The 19,280-nt window shown below is 43.0% G+C and carries 18 protein-coding genes and 1 pseudogene; 11 read left to right on the forward strand and 8 right to left on the reverse strand.

The features are described 5' to 3' along the window. The first annotated feature begins 20 nt into the window (after positions 1-20). Complete coding sequence (locus tag ITG12_RS05000) at positions 21-800, forward strand: tRNA isopentenyl-2-thiomethyl-A-37 hydroxylase MiaE (protein WP_042605013.1); 780 nt, start codon at positions 21-23, stop codon at positions 798-800. Positions 801-870: 70 nt separating this feature from the next. Here ITG12_RS05000 and ITG12_RS05005 read toward each other — a convergent pair whose 3' ends face one another. The 4 genes from ITG12_RS05005 to ITG12_RS05020 all read right to left on the reverse strand — a co-directional run bounded on the left by ITG12_RS05005 (position 871) and on the right by ITG12_RS05020 (position 3,801). Then, entirely contained in the window at positions 871-1,713 is an 843-nt protein-coding gene (locus tag ITG12_RS05005; RefSeq protein ID WP_244179738.1) for an IS3 family transposase, read from the reverse strand. After that, positions 1,697-2,218 carry a transposase gene (locus ITG12_RS05010; protein WP_248873779.1) on the reverse strand — a complete coding sequence of 174 codons (522 nt, stop codon included), beginning with the start codon at positions 2,216-2,218 and terminating at the stop codon, positions 1,697-1,699. Before ITG12_RS05010 ends, ITG12_RS05005 begins: the two co-directional genes overlap by 17 nt. A gap of 138 nt (positions 2,219-2,356) precedes the next feature. Then, a complete protein-coding gene (locus ITG12_RS05015) occupies positions 2,357-3,385 on the reverse strand; it encodes a metal-dependent hydrolase (protein WP_104037290.1) in 1,029 nt (342 codons plus the stop codon). Positions 3,386-3,543: 158 nt separating this feature from the next. Further along, positions 3,544-3,801, reverse strand: coding sequence for a hypothetical protein (locus ITG12_RS05020; RefSeq protein ID WP_038867037.1), 258 nt, complete (start codon positions 3,799-3,801; stop codon positions 3,544-3,546). Between the two features lie 1,355 nt (positions 3,802-5,156). Between ITG12_RS05020 and ITG12_RS05025 the strand changes: the two genes are divergently transcribed. From ITG12_RS05025 to guaD, 8 genes and pseudogenes are all read left to right on the forward strand, one after another. After that, a complete protein-coding gene (locus ITG12_RS05025; RefSeq protein WP_248873780.1) occupies positions 5,157-5,402 on the forward strand; it encodes a hypothetical protein in 246 nt (81 codons plus the stop codon). Positions 5,403-5,684: 282 nt separating this feature from the next. Then, the gene (locus ITG12_RS05030; RefSeq protein WP_248873781.1) at positions 5,685-5,951 is read left to right on the forward strand and encodes a hypothetical protein; all 267 of its coding nucleotides are present in this window, start codon (positions 5,685-5,687) and stop codon (positions 5,949-5,951) included. After that, complete coding sequence (locus tag ITG12_RS05035) at positions 5,951-6,100, forward strand: hypothetical protein (RefSeq protein ID WP_248873782.1); 150 nt, start codon at positions 5,951-5,953, stop codon at positions 6,098-6,100. Before ITG12_RS05030 ends, ITG12_RS05035 begins: the two co-directional genes overlap by 1 nt. Before the next feature lie 125 nt (positions 6,101-6,225). Beyond that, entirely contained in the window at positions 6,226-6,576 is a 351-nt protein-coding gene (locus ITG12_RS05040) for a hypothetical protein (RefSeq protein ID WP_248873783.1), read from the forward strand. 85 nt (positions 6,577-6,661) lie between these two features. Continuing rightward, the gene (locus ITG12_RS05045; RefSeq protein ID WP_248873784.1) at positions 6,662-6,973 is read left to right on the forward strand and encodes a hypothetical protein; all 312 of its coding nucleotides are present in this window, start codon (positions 6,662-6,664) and stop codon (positions 6,971-6,973) included. Positions 6,974-7,088: 115 nt separating this feature from the next. After that, positions 7,089-7,238: a hypothetical protein gene (locus ITG12_RS05050; RefSeq protein ID WP_248873785.1), complete on the forward strand. Its 150-nt coding sequence runs from the start codon at positions 7,089-7,091 to the stop codon at positions 7,236-7,238. Next, positions 7,225-7,752: a hypothetical protein gene (locus ITG12_RS05055; protein ID WP_248873786.1), complete on the forward strand. Its 528-nt coding sequence runs from the start codon at positions 7,225-7,227 to the stop codon at positions 7,750-7,752. Before ITG12_RS05050 ends, ITG12_RS05055 begins: the two co-directional genes overlap by 14 nt. Before the next feature lie 654 nt (positions 7,753-8,406). After that, positions 8,407-9,825 (forward strand): annotated as a pseudogene (gene guaD / locus ITG12_RS05060) (guanine deaminase). 94 nt (positions 9,826-9,919) lie between these two features. Here guaD and ITG12_RS05065 read toward each other — a convergent pair. The 4 genes from ITG12_RS05065 to ITG12_RS05080 all read right to left on the reverse strand — a co-directional run bounded on the left by ITG12_RS05065 (position 9,920) and on the right by ITG12_RS05080 (position 16,384). Next, on the reverse strand, positions 9,920-12,358 hold the full coding sequence (locus ITG12_RS05065) for a M9 family metallopeptidase (protein ID WP_248873787.1): 2,439 nt from the start codon (positions 12,356-12,358) through the stop codon (positions 9,920-9,922). Positions 12,359-12,618: 260 nt separating this feature from the next. Further along, positions 12,619-14,292 (reverse strand): ATP-binding protein, encoded by a 1,674-nt coding sequence (locus ITG12_RS05070; RefSeq protein WP_248873788.1) that lies wholly within the window; start codon positions 14,290-14,292, stop codon positions 12,619-12,621. Next, positions 14,292-15,509: a DUF4297 family anti-phage-associated protein gene (locus ITG12_RS05075; RefSeq protein ID WP_248873789.1), complete on the reverse strand. Its 1,218-nt coding sequence runs from the start codon at positions 15,507-15,509 to the stop codon at positions 14,292-14,294. Before ITG12_RS05075 ends, ITG12_RS05070 begins: the two co-directional genes overlap by 1 nt. Before the next feature lie 20 nt (positions 15,510-15,529). After that, the gene (locus ITG12_RS05080; RefSeq protein WP_248873790.1) at positions 15,530-16,384 is read right to left on the reverse strand and encodes a YDG/SRA domain-containing protein; all 855 of its coding nucleotides are present in this window, start codon (positions 16,382-16,384) and stop codon (positions 15,530-15,532) included. A gap of 340 nt (positions 16,385-16,724) precedes the next feature. Here ITG12_RS05080 and ITG12_RS05085 point away from each other — a divergent pair, with 340 nt between their 5' ends. Both ITG12_RS05085 and ITG12_RS05090 read left to right on the forward strand, forming a co-directional pair. Next, positions 16,725-18,053: a sphingomyelin phosphodiesterase gene (locus ITG12_RS05085; RefSeq protein WP_248873791.1), complete on the forward strand. Its 1,329-nt coding sequence runs from the start codon at positions 16,725-16,727 to the stop codon at positions 18,051-18,053. Continuing rightward, positions 18,050-19,009 carry a chromosome partitioning protein ParA gene (locus tag ITG12_RS05090; protein WP_248873792.1) on the forward strand — a complete coding sequence of 320 codons (960 nt, stop codon included), beginning with the start codon at positions 18,050-18,052 and terminating at the stop codon, positions 19,007-19,009. The genes ITG12_RS05085 and ITG12_RS05090 overlap by 4 nt, the downstream gene beginning before the upstream one ends. Positions 19,010-19,280 lie beyond the last annotated feature (271 nt).

A 19,280-nucleotide genomic window follows, 5' to 3' on the forward strand; every position in this document is an offset into this window, starting at 1 on the left:
ACAACGTACTAAGAACTAAAATGATTAATCTCGACGCCTATCAGGACCTTCTTGCTCCCATTAACCAATTCTTGCAATGCAGCACCCCAGATAAATGGGTTGAGGAAGCAAAGAAACCCGAAAACCTGCCAACGATTTTAGTAGATCACCTACTGTGTGAACTCAAAGCAGGTCAGTCTGCTATGCTATTAATCCGCAAATACGCAGTAGACGACGCAAGCTCACTTGCCCTACTTGATTGGTTCAAACCTTATGAGGACTTCGCTTACCGAAAAACTGGCTCACTCGAGACTTTAAAAGGTAAGAGCAACATTTCCAAAGCGATCATTGCTAAGTCGGATTCACCATACAGCCAAGATCTTATTGATAAGATGGTGCTGCTGATCAAAGAAGAGTTACACCACTTCTACCAAGTTCTAGAAATCATGGAAAGCCGTGGTGTGGAATACAAAAACATTCCGGCAAGCCGCTATGCCAAAACGCTGATTTCGCACATGAAGACATACGAGCCAGAAACGTTGATTGATAAGCTCATCATCGGTGCCTACATCGAAGCTCGTTCGTGTGAACGTTTCGCCAAACTGGCTCCGCACATGGATGACGATATCGCGAAGTTCTATGTTTCTCTATTGCGCTCAGAAGCGCGTCACTATCAAGATTACTTGATTCTGGCAGAGCAAATAGCGGGTAAAGACATCAGCGAGCGTGTGGCGGAATTCGGTCGCATTGAAGCAGCACTGATTTCAACACCAGATGAAGATTTCAAATTCCACAGTGGCGTTCCAGTGTTAACGGCATAGGCTGCAGCCTAACGTTAAATAGCAAAAAGCCGGACATCATGAAGTGACCCCGTAAAGTTGGACATTTCTGTTAAGCGGCTTTCAAGGCCTGAGTTCGATACTCTATCGGAGTCAGGCCTTTTAGCTTCACCTTTATACGTTTGGTATTGTAGTACTCGATGTATTCTTTAATTTGCTCTATCAGAGTATCTGCATCTTCAAAGCTCTGGTTGTGATACATCTCTGTTTTAAGTAAAGCAAAAAAGTTTTCTGCAACAGCATTATCCAAGCAGTTACCTCTTCTCGACATACTTTGTATTAACCCACTCTCTTCGATTTTTTGCTGATATTGTCGATGCCGATATTGCCAACCTTGATCGCTATGTATAATTGGCTTTGAGTTCGGTCTAAGCTTTGATATCGCTTCCGTCAACATATCAATGACAAGCGGCAAACAGGCATTTTTAGCTACTCTATAAGCAACCACCTCTTGAGTAAACAAGTCGACAACCGGAGACAAGTACACTTTCTGCTCTTTGACTTTGAACTCCGTAACGTCAGTTACCCACTTTTCATCTGGCTGGGACGCACTAAAATCTCTTTCAAGTATGTTGGGAGCCGTTCTTCCAGACTCACCTCGATATGAACGGTACTTTTTAATCCTGACCGTTGATTTAAGGTTTAGCTGAGCCATAAGCCTTTGAACCGTCTTGTGATTCAACATGAAGCCTCGCTTTTTTAGTTCCAAGTGAATACGGCGGTAGCCGTATCGCCCCTTATGCTCATGATAAATTGACTTTATCAACCGCAGTTCACTTTCGTAACTATCAGTACGCTTGCTCGCTTGAGCCTGATAATAAAAGACACTTTTCGCCAGTTGCAGAGTTTGCAGCAGGTGCTTCAGTGGGTACTTACCTTTAAGAGTTAGAGCTATGACCGCTTTTTCTTTGTTCGACGGTTCTTTTCTTGCTCCAACTCTTCCAACTTTTTAGAACAGCATTCTCGGTTCGTAAGTAGATCAACTCCTCTCTTAGCTCCTCAAGTGTCATTTCATTATCTGGTTTAGTGGTACGTTGAGGCTGCTGTTTCATTGAAGGTCTTCCTTTCTGGCGAATTTTGAGCCCTTTGATACCGAGCTCGTTAAATCTTTTGAGCCAGACAGAAAGTATCCCAGGGGACGAGAGGTTAAATACTGCGCTAGTGTGCGAGAGAGACCAGTCATTCGTCCACATTAAATTTAATGCTTTTAGCTTTGTTTGAGCAGAAACAGCATGTTTAGTTGGTAAAAATGAAGCTGCACCATGGATAGCAAAAACTTGGGCCCAATACCGAATCTGTCTCGAAGAAACTGAATATTGCTTTTCTAAATAACTAGATGACGTACCATTTAAGCATTGTTTAGCAATGACACATTTTAGCTCGCGGCTATATTTGGACATAAAAAGACCCCCAATAATTAGTGTCCAACTATTGGGGGTCAGTTCATCACGTCCGGCTTTTCTGTATCTAATCCAGTATCTCGTATCTTCATCCTCAAGAGCGAGGCACGTGCGAGTTGGGGATCTCATACACGCAAACTAAGAACGCGCACTCAACTCAGTACGTTGTAAATTTGCATCAATACTCTGGTCACCTTTCAGCCTTTCCCAAAGCTGGCCAAGTAAATCCAAACTACGTTCACTTGGGTAACGCTCCGTCGATTCCAACAACTGCCATTGTCCATCTTTCCCCTTCTCCGCAAAGATAAACTCGAACGATAAGTTGTTGGACATACCCAAACGTAAGTCAGTCACAATCAACGCATCGTCTTCAATACGGTAGTTTAGGTAGTCGTGAGAGAAAGCCTTAAGCCCTTTCAATGTGTCTGGCTTGTCTTCCAATGGCCAACTCCCAAGCGGATGCGAGACAAAATCAATGTGGTCACTACCATCGAGGACTGACGCCAAACCTTCATAGTATTGGCCGTCATCCATTACGACGACGCGCCACAAAACGGTATTGAACGGTGTTGGGGTGATCAGTACTTGTTGATTAGGTAAGTTCTGCGCACTCAAGTTTTGTTCCACGCGAGACGCGATCATTTGCTGCGATGCGTAACCCCAACCAAGATAAAGCGTCGAAATCAACACCACGCTCTGACACCAGCGTCCGCCGCGAGTTTTGGAAAACAGAGCCACACCAATCGCCAGCAATAAAGGCAGCGTGTAAAGCGGATCGATAATAAACACGTTCCGCAGCTCAAAATAGCCCTCAAATGGCCAAATCAACTGCGTGCCATACGTTGTCATTGCATCCAGCAAAGTGTGGGTAACGAACACGCTCACGGTTAAAAAGAACACACGAGAAAGTGTCCAAAACGTATCTGGTCGCCAGCGGCAATAGAGCCAAGAAATCAGCAAAGCGAAAGGAGGCAAAACAAGTAAAGAGTGACTAAAACCACGATGCTTAATTGTGTTTTGCACGGCATCGCCATAGTCCAGAATCACATCCAGATCTGGCAAGGTTCCGAGGGCAGCCCCCATTAGTAGCACCTTCGCGTTACAGCGTTTACCTGCGATTGCGCCAGCGACGGTCGCTCCTAGTGCAGCTTGTGTGATTGAATCCATATCCCGCTATCTATACTCATTCATGACAAAGATTGATTGGTTCGAAAACTAAAACGCATTTCCATATGTGTCAAACCAGTCACCCACTTTATGTCTCTTATTTACTTACTTTTACACACTAAGGGGCGATCAAATGTCTTTGATAGTTTGAAGGCGCTTTACTTAAAAAAAGCAGTCTCTTGGCGGGAGATTTTCTTGATTAACGCTTCACGTCGAAGATCTAAAATCTCATCAATCAATTTCTCTTTCGCACTAATGCCAAAGTGTTGAGCGTAATTTTTCACTTTTTCGATTTCACTCGGGTGTAAACGGTACACGTCTTTCTTTAATCGCGCTTCAGCTTCGCTTTTAATAAGGCCTTGGCTCTGCAACAATTTGATGATGGCTTCATCGGTTTGATTTACTGCTCGTGTCATGGGGTTCCAATCTAAAAGTTTGCGTTGCCCGCCATGCAGTTGGGCTTTCAAGTCGCACAACTTATAGACCAAACATGACAACGTTATTGCAGCCTAAAGTCATTTATTAGCAAAACATGAAACGCACCACATCGGTTCAACTGTCTGTTTTTCCTCACCATCATGGTTAGCGAATACCTACTTATTGTCTCGTGAATTCGCTCTCAAGCCTTGTCCTGCTTACCATTAACCGCTTTGTCGTTGATTGGCATACATCTCGCAATAGTCACTGCGCTTTTAATGGTTTTCGGTTGTTACACTCTATTGACAAGGGCTTGCTCGAATAAGTCAAAAGCCATGGATTTTCAAACGATTCAATGGAGTGACTTATGAGAAAACGCGATCCTTCTATCTTTACGCTGTTTTGGAAAGCAAGCGTAAGATTCTTAACCTACTAACCTGAAAGATTTAATGCTCAAGTCAGCGTGGGAAACGCAATCACAACTGTCGTAAAGGTGTAAAAATCAACATTTGGGATGCTAGGACAAGTATCTATACTGACCGCAAGCGTCCTACATTAACACTCACAAGCGTAGGCCTATTCTTATCTTTTGAAACACTTAGCCAAGCCCCCCTTGACGCCCAGTCTCACTACTTGGATTCGATGTCAATCGAACCTGAAAATCGCCAGAAATAACCCTCAAGTAAATGCAGCTTTATAAACATTCTTTATAATTGCGACAAATGTTTTCTATCGAAGGTAAATAGAAGACTCTCAACCTATAGGTGTTATGGATTGACATCTTTCTGAAAAGGACTTCTCAAGAACACTGGAAGAAGCATGAAAAAAGACAGCATTAGCAATCGCTGTAGCAACCACATAACTAACTGGCTGCCAAATCCCCCCTAATACAGAAGCCACATTAGACATTGGCGAAACAAACTACACAGCACGGCTTGAGGCACTCAAGTCGTATCTGAATTTCGATTTGAGTCTATTGAGCAACACATCATCGAAGTAAAGCAGCAGGCAGAAAACAATCTTTGGAGCGAAGGCAAGCTGACAAAGAGCATCGACGCAGAGAAGAAAATGCGCGGTGCATGCACTTTCGTTGTTACTGGATACGGCACAACCGTTGGAACCGCCTCACACGGCTAAATCTGCGCAATACTAATTAAGAAAAACAAAAAGGTGAAGAGAGCTGCATGGATGATATTGCCAACGTTTTTAGCGGTCACGGATACACCAAAGATATGCGGTGGACACACTAGAGACTCAGTTAAAGCAGGCTCGTGAAAATTCGATTGGAGCTTGGAAGGCTTACCCGATAACTATCGAGGTCGACTACTAACACCAAAAAACAACAAGGTTAAATATGATCAACATTATTTGGCTACTCGTTTCAGTTGCATTCGGAGTTCTCTGGGGAAGACAAGTCAGTGAAAAAGACGACGAAATTTCGCGTCTCAACCATGAACTCTATAGGAAGTTGTTGGGGTGCGACAGCTTAATGGGAGATGTGTCGTCCAAGCGTGAAGAGATCGGAATTCGTGAGTCAATAATCAAAGAAGCCGGCTTGAACCGAGATTACTTGGTTGCTCAGAAGTTTAAAGAGAAGTGAGAAGTAGAGATGAAAGACAGAGAGGTTCAGGCTTGATTTATCTCAAAGTTAGGGGTTGATGGCAAACAAAGCCCATCGAAGGCAATTAACCAAAGCTTTCGTTCTGCGGAGATAACAGCAGAGGTCAGAAATAAGGGAGCTATCCATCGGATCATGTTTAGCAAGGAACACAGGGATTGGAGAAAAAAATTAAATAGAGCACTCAATGGTCAGTTATTCGCACTGACTCAGTTGAAGTCACCAGAACACCATTAGAGCGTAGGCGAACTAATTAGAGACAACATGAAAGCTAACCAACCTAAACGCAAGTTTAATAAATTCCTTGTGACTATGCCCTCTTTCCTAGATGTGGAAGTAAAGAAAAAAGCCGAGCAAGTAGTATTAGAGGCAGCGAGAGAAAAAGGGATCTTCGCAACCCTATCTAGCCTTGGCGTGGTGTGCAAAACCTATCGTCCTTACATCGATTGTTATTACATGCAGACAGAGGTTAGTAAAGAGCACCCGGAGTTTTACGTAGGAATCCAATACCTAGTGGACGGAGAAGACTAATGGCTAACTTCCTTGCAGCAGCAATCCTGATTCTTTTATCACTTGGTGATCTTTGCGCCGATCACATCCATTGTTGGTGCTTGGAGCTTGGTGTTCGACGTTCCCTATTGGATTTACTCGTACTTTGGGTGATGAAGATGAAGAAATAGTTTCTAGCTTTGATTTTCGTGCTTAGTGCCTTGAGCATCTTGAGCCGTGGAAATGACGTAACAACACTTGAATGCCAGAACGCCGCACTCCCATTCGTAGAACAAGCAATTGAAGAGCAGACAAAATGAAAAAATTAGCACTATTACTGGCACTTTTCGCCACAACAGCAAGCGCAGAGAATACGCTTTTCCCTTTCTCACAGAGTCAGCGCTATATAAACCAGACTCTTTGCCACACAGCAACGGTGATAGTCACAAGAGATATTCACTCAAAAGAGTACGAGCGGTTTTTGAAAATCACCGCAGATATACAAAGAGAAAATAACCTATCAGACGTCGATACGGTTGGCGGAATGATGTGGGCGTTAGGCTATGCAAAAGGGACGTTTGTTTCAGCTTCGGGAATGATCGGCATTACAGAGATAGAGTACGCCAAAAAGGTAATAAATGACGTTTGTTCCAAGGCTTCCAAATGAAAAGAGTAGCAATCGCCTTTGAGGTTTGCCCGTTGATTATCGAATTACCTTTTTAACACTGAATTACAACTAACAAATAGAAACCATGAATAACGAATTAAGCACATTTAAACGCGCACTTGCGGTGATCACCGGAGTGCTAACAATTCCGCTTGGCGGCGCGGTTCTTATCTCAATAGCTCGCGTATTTGGAGCGCCTAACGGGGTGTTAGCCGCATATTTCGTGATTTACTCAGCATCAATATTCATGGCGCACGATCGCCTGTTTAATGACTATAAATTCACAAACTCAGGAAGTACGCCATTTGAGCGCAGATACCGAAAAGCCATGAGCGGATATGCAATTTACAACGTGATCATGCTTACGCTTCAACTGGTGGTCATGTGGGCTCGCTAGAAGTAAGGGGGGCAACGTGGTAGGCGCGTGGATAATTGTAATCTGCATTCTAGTCTGCATCTGGATCTTCTTCTCTCACACCGTATCGAGAGAAGAAAGACTTCTTAACGATTTGATGGCAAGAACAGAGCCGAACCAGAAAGAGCTAGAAGACCAAGAAACGCATCCAGATTGGTCTTGTGTTGAAATACCAGAACCTGACGCTGACTTTGATTACACAGAGTTTGACTATGAAGACGAAGGGCGAAGCAATGAAACTAAATAAAGCACTACTACTAACGGCAGCTATTGTCGCAACAAGCGCGAACGCTTTTGAGCGAAGCTATGGCATCATTTCAGAAAGCGTATATGAGGGGATGGCGAGCACGTGGTCAGTATCACCAGACCGAAACGAGATGGTCAACAACAACAACACACTAGATGATTTCATTGGGCTTACATCTCAGAAGGAAGACGAGGAGTTTGCCTACATCGACTTCAGGAATCAGCATGGCTCACTGGTGGGTATGATTCGAATCGCCTATCCAGATATTGAAAACTGCGCTTATGACGAGATTGTCGGCACAGTGAATGGTCAGAAAGTCAACTTTATGTGCGTAGTCAATGCTTACGGGATTAAGAACTTCGCACCAAGGACGGAGGTGGGATCTAAATTCTTTACTAATGAGTTTCGAAAAAAACACAAAGTTGAGGTTAGATTCCCAAGGTATCACTTTGTCTTTGTGGCAAATGGGTTCGCAGAGAACAGCAAGAAACTAAAAGACTCAACAGCACTGTAAGAAATAAGTAGCATTGATATACTTAACATGCACGGCTAGGGTAGATCCTGAATCGTTGGAAACTGTAGCCAACTTGCCGTGTAGCCCCTTACTACAGAAAAAATACGCAAGTTTACATGCGTCTAGAGCTGACGTTTACCTAGCTCAGAAGGCACTAGAGCAAAAAATTGAATAAATACGGTCACTATCCTTGCCGTCGCTATGGCGTTCCTTGGGTTGTTAATTGCCTGTAAGTAACAGACGAATCACGAAAGCCTCGTCTTGTGGACTTATCTAAAAGCGGGAAGGCAATGAGCTATTTAAACTCAGATTAGCGCCCTTGAAAAATTATCGGAATACCTTTGAGTTCAGCCGCCTTGCCGAGTGCCACAGTTGCAGCCCAAGGTCATTTATTAGCAAAGCATGAAATGCACCACATCGGTTCAACTGTCTGTTTTTCCTCACCATCATGGGTAGTGAATATCTACTTATTGTCTTTTGAATTCGCCATCAAACCTTGTACTGCTTAGCATTAACCACTTTGTCGTCGATTGGCATACATCTCGCAATAGTCACTTCGCTTTTAATGGTTTTCGGTTGTTACACTCTATTGACAAGGGCTTGCTCGAATAAGTCAAAAACCATGGATTTTTAAACGATTCAATGGAGTGACTTATGAACAAAAACGCGATCCTTCTATCTTTACTCGGTACGGCTTTCTTCTCTTCTCAAGCGGCGGCGGACATCACCGCAATCCGCTCTAGCCTATTACATTTCATCAACGATCCAGCCAAAGTTGAACACCTTCCCGATGCCTATCAGTATTTTGAAGACGGTTTATTAGTGATTGAAGATGGTCATATCAAAGCCATCAAAGCGTTCAGTGAAAGCGATTCGACACAGTACCAAGAGATTGTCGATCACAGGGGAAAACTCATCGTGCCGGGCTTTATCGACACACACATCCACTACCCACAAACTCAGATGATTGCCGCGTATGGTGAGCAGCTGCTGGAATGGTTAGAAACCTACACCTTCCCAACGGAAAAACAGTTTGAGGACAAAGCCCACGCCAAAGCCATCTCTCAGTTCTTTATCAATGAACTGCTGAAAAATGGCACCACCAGCGCATTAGTGTTTGGCACTGTTCATCCACAATCGGTGGAAGCGCTTTTTGAGGAAGCGTTAGATAAGAACATGCGTCTTATTGCGGGGAAGGTCATGATGGATCGCAACGCGCCAGACTACCTACTCGACACACCTGAAACGGGCTATCAAGAAAGCAAAAGCCTGATCAAAAAATGGCACAACCAAGGACGATTGCAATACGCCATTACTCCACGCTTTGCCCCTACCTCGACGCCCGAACAATTAACGGCTGCTGGGAAACTCAAAGCTGAGTATCCAGATGTCTATGTGCATACCCACTTGTCAGAAAACAAAAATGAAATCGAATGGGTGAAGTCGCTCTTCCCCGACCGTGAGGGCTACTTCGATGTTTACGAACATTAAGGATTAGCTGGCAAGCGTTCTATCTTCGCCCATGCCGTTCACCTGACCGACAAAGAATGGAGTGCATTTCAGCGTACCGATTCCGTCATTTCCTTTTGCCCTACCTCCAACCTATTCCTCGGTAGTGGCCTATTCGATTTAGAAAAAGCGGAACAGAAAGATGTACGCGTTGGCTTGGGCACCGATGTAGGCGCAGGCACTAGTTTTTCTCAGTTAGAGTCCTTAAATGAGGCTTATAAAATCATGCAGTTACGAGGTAAGAAACTGTCCGCATTTAAAGGCTTGTACTTAGCTACATTGGGCGGGGCGACATCACTCAGCCTCGAAGACAAGATAGGCAATTTTGAAGCAGGAAAAGAAGCTGATTTCGTTGTCCTCAACTGGGCAGCAACAGACTTGCAGAAGCTGCGTTACCAGCACTCTAAAAGCTTAGAAGACAAGCTGTTTGCTTTGATGATGTTAGGCGATGAGAGAAACGTCGAAGCAACCTACATAGCTGGCAAACTGGCCTATTCTGCCGATGGCGAAGTCATCAAACAGGCGAAAGTCACTAAAAAGACAAAAATCGAGAGCCCAATCTAAACAGACCAAAGTCTTGAGCATCGAGACATCTAAACTCGAAAGCCGGACGCAGTGTCCGGCTTTGTTTTACATCGATACTGGTTCAGAGTAACGGTCAGTGAAAGTAAACCATCATCTCAACTTCATCCCCTTGTTGCGGCGCATCCAACGTGAAGTGCAAATAGCCCGCCTCTGTCACTGGAATTTGCAGAAACTCATTACTGCCCCTGTAGTTAGATACGTATTCATGCTGATCTGCGGTTGGCCAGTAAGCTTGGCTCGCGTACAAGTCCACATCGCCATTGTCAGCATTGCCGTTTGTATCCATTAGCCATACACGCACTTCTTGAACACCTTGCGGTACATAAACCGCTGCATAACGTCGTTCGAGTACCGTGAGCGTCTGCGGTTTACCCGATTCTAATACCACAGGCGTTAAATCATCTCGCTCCGGCTTTGTTGGTGTTGACGCCTCAGTTTCCAATGAGGCCTTTAGCGTCACCGCATTAAATTCAGAACGACCTGTGATGCTCAGGTAATAACGGCCCGGCTTGATGTAGCCCGATGGCTCTGGCTCAAACGTCACGATCTCATTGCTGCCCGCGCCATATTGGCTGAATTCGAAATCGTAGTAATGCGCTTCTTGCTCAAAGCTCATGTACAAATCCGCATCACCTTGAGCGTCGCCTTGGATCTCGACTTCAAAGTGAGTCGTGTATTCAGGCACATCAACGTAGAACAACTGCTCACTGTAAGCCGCACCGCTCAGCACCACGCTCTGGTTCGCGGTAAGCTTAATAACTTGGTCAGAAGGTTCTGTCGGCTCGCCCGGATTTGGATCAGGATTCGGCTCAGGTGGCTCTGACTCATTAGAGACAGAATCTAACCAGCGTTCAAACTCACCATCGTATTGCTCACCCAGCAATCGGACCTGCCTAGCCCACTCAGAAAACTGACCAGAACGAGAAAGCGTAAGCAAACTTTCTACCTCTTGCGGATGTTCTTCCAACATAAAGCGCACCGCGAGATAGCCCCAGCGATAAACGCGATTAGTATCGTGAGAGTAAGTGGTCGCAAACACCTTAGACAGGCTCATCTTGCCCTCTGCAATCAAGCCAATCGCCGCATCGTAGCCTTGCTTGTAATGCATGTATTCAGCAAAACCTTCTAGCCACCATACAATGTAACCGTGCTCCAAGTTATCGCCGAACGAGCCATATTGGTTGAATCGCGCATCGAGGTAATGCGTGTACTCATGCTCTAAGTTAAGAATAGAAAGCTCGTCACCATTGTTGTAACGGTAAGCCACAAAGCGCGCCACGTTGCCTGTTTCAGCTGGGTTGCCTTCCAGATACTGACCGCCGTTGTCGGTGGTATTGCCAAACAAGAACGATGAGTAGTCCGCATAACTCGCCTTGCTAGCAAACACCGCTACTTCTACTCGTTCATTGTTGTCGTCTGCTACGGGTTGATGACCTGTATTCGCCACTTTATGGAAGTCCACCTCTTTCGCTGCTAAAACCTCACACGCTTCCACGGCCTGAGCTTGAGTCAAGTCTTGCGAACGAATGATTGCCGGGCCGTCACACTCATACCTATTCGGCAGTACACGCGCTGCCAGATCGCGCTTGGCTTGGTCTAAGTCCAGACCGTTTAAACCTTCTGGTGCGTAGTACCCCATCATCTCAACCGCGGCTAGCCATAGCTTGTCATGCTTGCTACCCAGCGGGTATTGCTCCATCACTCGTTGCATCTCTCTCAATGCCGCAGTACGAGTTGAAGAATAAGGACTGGCAAGCATACGCCCCACTTCACGCACCGCGTTATACACCAGAAAACTTGCGTCGGTATCCAGTGCCCACTCATTTTGCTGAGCGAATTTTATCAGTACTTCTATATGCTGATTATGGTCTGCCATGTAGCGATAAAAATCGTCTCGTACCGCATGGCCAGACATAGCACGAAAGAGGTTATTCAACCCATCGACCCACTGTGTATCTTGTGCCGTTTCGCGATTGAAGTGACGCAGTGCCGCAAGTTGTGCTTCCATCGTTAGAGGAAGTTGCTTCACATTGTCGACCATCAACGTCAGGCTTTTCATCGCTCCTACTTGCTCGCGTCCTTGGTCTAGCGCGTGTGGATTCGCTAAGAACGCATTAATCGACTGAGCAAAACGTTGGCCTAATGTCTCAGAGAAATCCGGCAGTTGCGCGTTATAGCGAACGTAATAAGCCGCACGCACAAACTCACCAAGGTTTTCGAGTTTGCGCGCTTGCTCCGCCTCACCGCGGTAACTTGCAATGGCTTGGTTTAACGCGATTTGAATACGGCTTAAACTCGCTTCACTGTAGATCTCGTTTAGTGAATCTGCAGGTGCAGAGAACCAAGCAACATAGCAATGATGAGTCGCTTCAGAAACGGCCAAGGCAAGATCAGACGCTTTTTGAAGATCAGGAATATCGCACTGCTCTTGTGCGAATGAGAAACTGGAAACACTGGCAAGCATGCAAGCTAGCGCCAAGCGATGACGTGGGAATAGACGGGTATGAGACATAACGACACTCATTGATTAGTTATATATTTGAGGGCACTGTTATATTCCTTACAATCAATACGGAGAACTGAGTTGCATAAAATTTATGAAGCCAGTTCAGGAAATAGAATTTATACTCTAATTTATAAACCAATTGCCAGATTTTCAGATTACCTCTCTCCGAAAACGTTACACAACTGATTGAAATATCAAAGATAAAGTCTGTTAATTAGAAAGAAAAAAGCCAGACATGTGTCTGGCTTTTTGCACAAAACCTATCTCTACTTAACCCATTCTGCTTTAATTTTTTCGATATCTAGCTCTTTCCATTCTTCTTTCCATATTTCCCAGTAAGGGATATCGTTTGAAGATGGCTGTTTATCCTCATCACAAGGGTCTATTTGCACAATAGAAGGCAGCACTATCGATTCACCAATTAGTAGCGCTTCTCCAGCTTTTAATGAAGGCATTGTATCAATTAGCGTTCCTAAAGTATCAGGAAGCAACCTTTTTACATATGATTGATCGCTTGGATTCGTGAGTCTCATTGCAACAAAATTATTACATTGAGAGAAAATAGTTTCTGATATCTCTGATGGTCTCTGACTTGCTAAAAGCAAAGTTACACCGTATTTTCGACCTTCTTTTGCTATTCTTTCGATTGATCTTTTTGAGGCTCGATACTTTATTAAATCACTATTAGGGACATATTTATGAGCTTCTTCGTAAACTAATAAAACAGGAATATCATTATTAATTTTTTCATTCTTATTTGATTCACATCTAATCTTTTTGTAATAGTAGCCATATTCAAACATTAGTCTTGAAATCAAAGAAACTGTAATACTCAAAACTTCGAAAGGAACGCCACTTAAATCAATTATCGTAACATTGTGATTCTCTTTGTCTTTATAACCAAGTAAATTAGTTATAGTTTCTTCAAATGAAATATTTTTTGATTTTTCTCCTAAAAGAAAGCTTAATCGGCTATCATTTATTTTATTCTCTAATCGATTAACAAAGTTAGTTAGTTTACCATATAAACTGCCTTGAACTGTTTTAGCTTGCCCCTTCTTAGCACCAGAGGCGTAAGTTTCTCCAGTATCGATCAGTTCTTGATTTTTACTTCTAGCCCTCTCCAAAACTTTATCTAAATCAAAGAAAAGTGGCGAATCAAAATGTACTTTAGCTTTATCTACTTCACTACCAGATAGGTTATCTTTTCTTTCTTTTACTACAGACTCTCTAAAAATAAATCGTTGATTGTGATCATTCGAATCGGAGTCTAAAAACAACTCTTCTAACTCTTCACTTGTTAGTAGCCAGTATGGCAATACTAAGTTAGAAACATCAATAAAATTTGCGTCAGGAAATGCCGTTTGATATTCGGAGTGTATATCAAATATAACGACATGTGAGTTATTTAAAGCAAACTCACCATCTTTTTCTTCAGTTGCTGTTTGAATAATTTTTGTTAAAGTATGAGATTTACCAGATCCAGTTGACCCAACAATTGCTATATGTTTATTAAAAAACTTATTCCCATTTATAGGAACCCTGATATTTTTATTATTGGAAAGGGACGAGAACTCTAGCTTTTCTGACTCTTTTATAGAACCCTTGTAAATATTGTTTATTTCACTTTCTGTTGCTGGTTCAGCTTCTTTTGGTGGCAAAGCAATTGAATCTCCTCCTCGAATAAAAACTCCATCTTGAATAATACCTAACGGATTTGCATCAATTAGATGTTTACGAGGTTTATCCTGATGCGACTCAATGGAAAAGCTTTCAATTACAGCGATCAACACAGTTTCGCCATCATCTGATGGCACCCTGATATAAGAACCAACTTTCAATGACTCACCTGCTTTAAAGTCATTTAGATCATCAACTGCAATTCTAACTTTATTTGGAAAAACAGAGATTACCTCTGCATTTATGCTTTTCTCTGACATTAACATATCTCCATAATATCCTTGATACATGAAACTTGAATATCAATCTTTCTAATTGATTTATCATCTATTTTTAAATATGGCGAGTCATTATAAAATTGATAGACTTCTTTTGTCTTAATTATCTTATTTAGTGATTCATATAAATTACTTTCACTATTAAAGAATTTTATTTTTATCTCATTATTAAAAGTTGCTTTTTGGGTGATGGATGATACATTAAAATCATCCCCGTAAAAATCAAACCCATCTATTAATTTAAAACCTTCGTTTCTCAATACTTTTTTCAATTTAATTAAATATTGTTCTTTAGCATTATGAATATATATGTAAGGACAATACGAGTTATCTGTATCTCTTTTCGAAAGCTTAGACCATTTATGTTGTATTTTTAATATTAGCGTCTTAACTTCATAAAAATCTTCGTTATCCTTAATTGAGAATGAAAATACTCGCTCATATGGAGATGTATTCAATCCATTTGACGTAAAATACTGTTTTCTTATACGTTTAAAGTACGCGTCTTGACCTATTTTATTTATAAAACAAGTATTATAAAGCATTTCCTTTTTATTTATTGACGATAAGAACTCTCTTTTAGTTATTCTTCTCTTTTCTTCGTCATCAAGGATAGAGATTTCTCTTATTTTATTAAGAGCATTATTATAATAGTAGTGTTCGGCTTCAAAATTTGAACAAGAAAAAATTTTAGATAATAACTTTATTATATTACAGTATTGTTCATCATAGCTGCTTGCTTTTATGTCAATATGAACACGATTAATAAATTCGTCTATTTCACTATCTGACAACTCTATTTCTTCATGGAATCGTATTTTCTTCTTTTTCTCAGTAAAGGTTAAAAAGTTTTCTTTAAATTCATCTACACTTAAAGGCCAATTCAATTTGTCTTGACCTGAACGATAATAACCATATAGTTTGTACTTTATTGTTTTTTTATCGTTTACTATCGAATCTTTATAGTGAGAAATCATCTGCCTTATAGGCTTAGATATAACTGAATGATTATATTCAGTTTTAGAATAGTATTTACATTGCACTGCAATTTTTTCTGAAGATTCTGTTACATCAAGATCTTCTATCCTCTCTATATCAATATAACTATCTTCATCGTCTAGCTTGAGTAATTGGTCGATAGATAAATCAAATTGATAGAAATACCCTTTTATTGTATCTGTAGCACTTCTATTAGACATATAAAGTTTACCTTTGTATCTTATTTAAAATAATGCTCACGATGATACTGAAGAAACTTCTGTTCTATCTTGTGTTTCTTGTTCAGCGTTAAGTGTCCGTCTAGGCCAATCAAACTGAAATTCTCCGCAATTGAGAACACTCCGTTATCAAACATCACGTGATGATTTGGACATAAGCACAGGATATTTTCGACCACATCAGGTCCACGATGCGGCTCACCCAGCGGTTGAATGTGTGCAGCTTCTGCGTAGTACCCTGCTCCAGTATCAATGGCCAAACCGCATACTTGGCATTGGTATTGATGCCAGTCTTTTACCTGCTTTGCCTTTTTGTAGTCTCGGACGATCTTGTTGACCGTAACGGCTTGGCGGGACGTTACCTCATAACGTGCTTTGGTTGTGTCTTGCACCTCTGCCGCAGGTTCCGAATCAATTTGGACAAGTTTATAGCGCCATACTTTGAAGCCAGACAATCCACGCTCGCACCAATAGTCTTCAACGCGGTATAAACCCGCATATTGGTAACCTTTGGTTGGAGAATAATGGCTTTGGTGTTTATGACTTCGAGTAACGCGGACGGGTAACTCCTCCAGCTTGTTTCTAGCCAGAGCGAGGTTGGTGCGTTCTAATTTTTGATCGGCAATTTGCTTGTTGCTGTTTTCGTCACGACCCCCAGCTCCGGTATAGATGATGACGTTGCCAAAATCTTCGTCGTCTTCATAACCACCGGAAAGTACGATTGAGTCAGCGCCTTCTTTAGCGCCGCCACTGATACCAGCCTGCGTTGGTGGATGGATGCCAGATTTGGCTAACGCGGCTCGATTTTCGAACATGTCACCGACTTCGGTATCGGGTATGTGTCCAAAAACTCTCATAGTAAACCCTTGTATGTGTACTACTCAGTGGGAAAACGTGTCGAGAAAAGTGACGAATTTCCAACTGATACATACGCTAACGGTATCACAGTCAATCAGGTTTATATGCGTGAAACCTTCTCATTTTTCACAAGAAGTTTTTATGGTGACAATCGTTTATTTTCATATACATAGCGAACAGCACCGGGTAAACAACATGGTCAATTTTGCATCTCAAACAAAACAAAGATCACAACTTATTATCAAAGTCCGACGTGCGGTTTTCTGTCATCCATATTTAACGTGCTAGTCATAATTATCAATAAGAATAATCACTCTAATTCGACTTATGGACAGACAGATGAAATTGACACAATGGATTGTTGGGCTAAGTGGCTTACTCACATTACCGAGCTTGGCAGACACAGATGTATACCTTACGAATAACTCAGACCAACCGTTAACCATTCAGGTAAAACATGAAGGCAGCGATTTACTGGAATACGGTGAAGAATGGCAGCAACATGTGCAATTACTTGGTCCTTGGGAAACCAAATCGATACTGAGCTTTAATCGCTGGGAAGGCGTGAAAACCGGCCAGAACTATCGCTTTGAAACCGTGGTGTCTAACCCACAAGGTGAGAGTGTCACACTCAACCAAGTGGTGGAGGGCCATTGGTATAACTCGACAATGGAATATGGCCTATCGGCTGCTGATGTCGGTTTAGCATTGAAAGATGACCGTAACGTCCACCGTTCTTATACGGGATCTTTTGGTATTCGCAATACAGAGCTCGCATTCAAATCGAGCAAGACAGCCCGGTACGACGATTTGCACTACACCATCACCCCTAACAAGGTAGATGAAGCAACGGATAATAATGAGCAAAACCTGAAGCTGATGACTTATAACATCTGGGCTCTGCCTGCGATTGCTTCACATATTGGCGATCGTTACGCGCTAATTCCTGATTACGTCAAAGGTTACGACGTACTGGCACTACAAGAGGTGTTTGCCAATGGTCGTGATGCGTTCTTACGAGAACTTGCAAAAGAATATCCTTACCAGACTAAAATGCTGGATAAAGAGGGTTTCAACATTTATGACGGCGGTGTGATCATCGTGAGCCGCTACCCTATCGTGAATCAGGCGCAATATGTGTTCCCTGATTGCACCGGCACCGACTGTTTTGCCGACAAGGGCGTGAATTATGCGGAGATAGTCAAAGGTGGTCAGGCTTACCATGTGTTTGCCACGCATACCGCCTCTTTTGATACGGACACGGCACGAGACTATCGCCAACGCCAATTTAAACAGATGCGTTCGATGGCTCAGTCTTTGAATATCCCAACGAGTGAAACTGTGGTTTACACTGGCGACTTCAATGTGAATAAGTTGAAGTTCCCTGATGACTATCAACAGATGATTGCGAACTTAAGTGCGATAGAGCCCCAGTACTCTGGTTATACCGCTTCGACTTTCGATCCTCGAATCAATAACTTTGCCGGAGAGGCTTTATCTGGTGGTGAGAATGTGGAGTACCTCGACTACGTGATGGTGAGCAATGAGTATGGCGTGAAGTCGTTTAACGATAACCGTGTCGACGTTCCGCGCTCTACCGCAGAGAGTTTGTGGAAGCATTACAATCTGTCGGATCACTTCCCTGTTAGCGCTGTGATAAAACCATGAAGCGTGTTGCGTTAATTACTGTGTCCGCCGTTGTGGCGGGCACGATTTGGTTCTCAATAGCGAGTGATAAGCGTGAAAGCTTGTTGCCGTTTTCTTCTGTGATTGAAGGACGTGCTGAGCAAGATACTAGTGGTCATTCTTCTTCATCAGCAAATCAAACTGCCAGTAAAAAAGTCGTACCCAAAGCCAAAGATACCCCTTCTCCAATTAAAGCCATTGCTGGACGTTTGAATGACGCCAAAGGTCGTGCATTAAAAGCCGAGATAGAGACCTTCTGGCACACGTGTATGTCTGACCATAACTGCGAATCTAAGCTGGCCGAACTGGAAAGCTATATGTCGGGTGAGCGGTTTGCTTTACTGGCGAACTACCATCAACTAAACAGTTTGTGGCAGCAAAGTGTGGGTGATTTGTTGTTTGATGAGCAGCAATCGCTCGCCTCTCGTGTTGCTCTTCTCAAAGCGGAAGCAAGAAAGATATGGGGTGAGTTGGCCGAAGTTATTTTTGCTGATGAGTTTGCCCTTTACGATTTTAGTTTGCAGGCAGAGCAGTTGAATTCGACTCCTGCTCAAGACTACGTGCAAGCCTTTGGGGATTTAGTTCAAGAGTGGCAAAGCAATGAGGAAACGTTAGGATTAGCCAGCGCGCAAGCAAAGTACGAACGCGCAGTGGCGTTAATTCCGGATAGCGTCAGCCAAACCGAGCGCGAGGCTTTGATTGAAGAGCTTCAACAAACTTACCTTTCTAAACAAGAAAGTGAAGAGATACACGCTCGCGAACAACAAGTCGCCGAGCAACAACAGCAAGTGCGCGATTATCAGAGTGAGTTGCAGCAACTTGAATCCAAGCTGGCAACACAAAGAGCCACCAGCCATGCAGGTTTGTCGGACTCGGAGTGGCAACGTTATTACCAACAAGAGGTGGCGGATTTTCGTCGCGAGTTCTTCGCTGGCTAACGGCTCGTTTGTCTGCGCAATTGGAAGTGAGAGATTCCCTGCTCGCTCATTCTTCGCTCTAAGCAATGACGATGTTTGAGTGTAAGCGTAAAGACAACAAATACCTCCCCCACTAACCCAAAACTTAAGCTGGGTCATTCCAGCAAGCCGAAGCGCGACTAGAAATCTAGTTTCAACAAGCTGTGGATTTGCGAGAACACCAAGATTCAACAGCACTTGATGAGTAGATTCTGAATTACACTCGTCCCTCGTTTTTCAGAATGACGGTATT

The organism is Vibrio sp. ED002, assembly GCF_023277445.1.
Lineage (GTDB): Bacteria > Pseudomonadota > Gammaproteobacteria > Enterobacterales > Vibrionaceae > Vibrio > Vibrio jasicida.

Coding starts and splice junctions, on each gene's coding strand:
- ITG12_RS05000 (WP_042605013.1), top strand. CDS start 21: ATGATTAATCTCGACGCCTATCAGGACCTTCTTGCTCCCATTAACCAA.
- ITG12_RS05010 (WP_248873779.1), bottom strand. CDS start 2,218: ATGTCCAAATATAGCCGCGAGCTAAAATGTGTCATTGCTAAACAATGC.
- ITG12_RS05015 (WP_104037290.1), bottom strand. CDS start 3,385: ATGGATTCAATCACACAAGCTGCACTAGGAGCGACCGTCGCTGGCGCA.
- ITG12_RS05020 (WP_038867037.1), bottom strand. CDS start 3,801: ATGACACGAGCAGTAAATCAAACCGATGAAGCCATCATCAAATTGTTG.
- ITG12_RS05025 (WP_248873780.1), top strand. CDS start 5,157: ATGATCAACATTATTTGGCTACTCGTTTCAGTTGCATTCGGAGTTCTC.
- ITG12_RS05030 (WP_248873781.1), top strand. CDS start 5,685: ATGAAAGCTAACCAACCTAAACGCAAGTTTAATAAATTCCTTGTGACT.
- ITG12_RS05035 (WP_248873782.1), top strand. CDS start 5,951: ATGGCTAACTTCCTTGCAGCAGCAATCCTGATTCTTTTATCACTTGGT.
- ITG12_RS05040 (WP_248873783.1), top strand. CDS start 6,226: ATGAAAAAATTAGCACTATTACTGGCACTTTTCGCCACAACAGCAAGC.
- ITG12_RS05045 (WP_248873784.1), top strand. CDS start 6,662: ATGAATAACGAATTAAGCACATTTAAACGCGCACTTGCGGTGATCACC.
- ITG12_RS05050 (WP_248873785.1), top strand. CDS start 7,089: ATGGCAAGAACAGAGCCGAACCAGAAAGAGCTAGAAGACCAAGAAACG.
- ITG12_RS05055 (WP_248873786.1), top strand. CDS start 7,225: ATGAAACTAAATAAAGCACTACTACTAACGGCAGCTATTGTCGCAACA.
- ITG12_RS05065 (WP_248873787.1), bottom strand. CDS start 12,358: ATGTCTCATACCCGTCTATTCCCACGTCATCGCTTGGCGCTAGCTTGC.
- ITG12_RS05070 (WP_248873788.1), bottom strand. CDS start 14,292: ATGTCAGAGAAAAGCATAAATGCAGAGGTAATCTCTGTTTTTCCAAAT.
- ITG12_RS05075 (WP_248873789.1), bottom strand. CDS start 15,509: ATGTCTAATAGAAGTGCTACAGATACAATAAAAGGGTATTTCTATCAA.
- ITG12_RS05080 (WP_248873790.1), bottom strand. CDS start 16,384: ATGAGAGTTTTTGGACACATACCCGATACCGAAGTCGGTGACATGTTC.
- ITG12_RS05085 (WP_248873791.1), top strand. CDS start 16,725: ATGAAATTGACACAATGGATTGTTGGGCTAAGTGGCTTACTCACATTA.
- ITG12_RS05090 (WP_248873792.1), top strand. CDS start 18,050: ATGAAGCGTGTTGCGTTAATTACTGTGTCCGCCGTTGTGGCGGGCACG.